1 protein-coding gene is annotated in these 1,455 nt (G+C 59.0%); it reads left to right on the forward strand.

Annotated elements, in window-relative coordinates; genetic code table 11:
* Nucleotides 1-257: 257 nt before the first annotated feature.
* Entirely contained in the window at nucleotides 258-1,379 is a 1,122-nt protein-coding gene (locus ACW9JC_RS30260) for a beta-ketoacyl-ACP synthase III (RefSeq protein WP_457459654.1), read from the forward strand.
* The last annotated feature ends 76 nt before the right edge of the window (nucleotides 1,380-1,455 follow it).

Raw genomic sequence — 1,455 nt, forward strand, 5'->3', positions numbered from 1 at the left:
TTCAAATCAAAAGATCGCAGCCTTCGGCAGCTCCTACATTTGCGTATGGGGCCATCCAGCAAAAAGGCGCCAAAATCCCCTGTTTATGGCAAACTTCGCGCCTATAAACGCCGGCCCCGCGGTTTTGAGCCTTCGCCGCCGCGGGCAGGTCGGAATAAAGCGATGCCAGGTTTGCGTCCCCCGGATGGGAATAGACCCTTTGTGTGTTGGTACGTCGGTGCCAATGCTTTCTGCCTGAACAGATTAGAGACACGACCATGCATAACGTCGTCATCAGTGGCACCGGCCTGTACACCCCGGCCAACAGCATCTCCAACGAAGAGCTGGTGCAGTCTTTCAATGCCTATGTGGCGCAATTCAACGCCGATAACGCCGACGCCATCGCGAGCGGTGAAGTCGAAGCATTGACCGAATCCAGCGCAGCGTTCATCGAAAAAGCGTCCGGCATCAAGAGCCGCTTTGTCATGGACAAGGAAGGCATCCTCGACCCGCAACGCATGGCGCCACGCCTGCCGGAGCGCTCGAACGACGAATGGTCGGTGCTGTGCCAGATGGCCATCGGCGCTGCCGAACAAGCCTTGCAACGCGCCGGCAAAACCGCAGCGGACATCGACGGCGTGATCGTCGCCTGCTCCAACCTGCAACGCGCCTATCCGGCGATCGCCATCGAAGTACAGGAAGCCTTGGGCATCCAGGGTTTCGGTTTCGACATGAACGTGGCCTGCTCTTCGGCGACCTTCGGCATCCAGACCGCCGCCAACAGCATCCAGTTGGGTCAGGCCCGGGCGATCCTGATGGTCAACCCGGAAGTCTGCACCGGTCACCTGAACTTCCGCGACCGCGACAGCCACTTCATCTTCGGCGATGCGGCCACGGCCGTGATCATCGAACGTGCCGACCTGGCCACGTCCAAGTACCAGTTCGACATCGTCAGCACCAAGCTGCTGACCAAGTTCTCCAACAACATTCGCAACAACTTCGGTTTCCTCAACCGCGCGGCGGAAGAGGGCATCGGTGCGAAAGACAAGCTGTTCGTCCAGGAAGGCCGCAAGGTGTTCAAGGAAGTCTGCCCGATGGTGGCCGAGCTGATCGGTGAGCATCTGCAAGAAAACCAGCTCAACGTCAGCGACGTGAAGCGTTTCTGGCTGCACCAGGCCAACCTCAGCATGAACCACCTGATCGTCAAGAAACTGCTCGGTCGCGACGCCACCGAACAGGAAGCGCCGGTGATTCTCGACACTTACGCCAACACCAGCTCCGCCGGTTCGGTAATTTCCTTCCACAAGAACCAGGACGACCTGCCTGCCGGTTCGCTGGCGGTACTGAGTTCGTTCGGCGCCGGTTACTCGATCGGTAGCGTGATTCTGCGCAAGCGCTGAGTTAGCGCTCTACGCGGATCCCTGGAGGAGTGAGCCTGCTCGCGATGGCGGTGTGTCATTAACATGTATGTTGGCT

This window comes from Pseudomonas sp. SDO5591_S426 (assembly GCF_054070755.1).

Coding starts and splice junctions, on each gene's coding strand:
- ACW9JC_RS30260 (WP_457459654.1), top strand. CDS start 258: ATGCATAACGTCGTCATCAGTGGCACCGGCCTGTACACCCCGGCCAAC.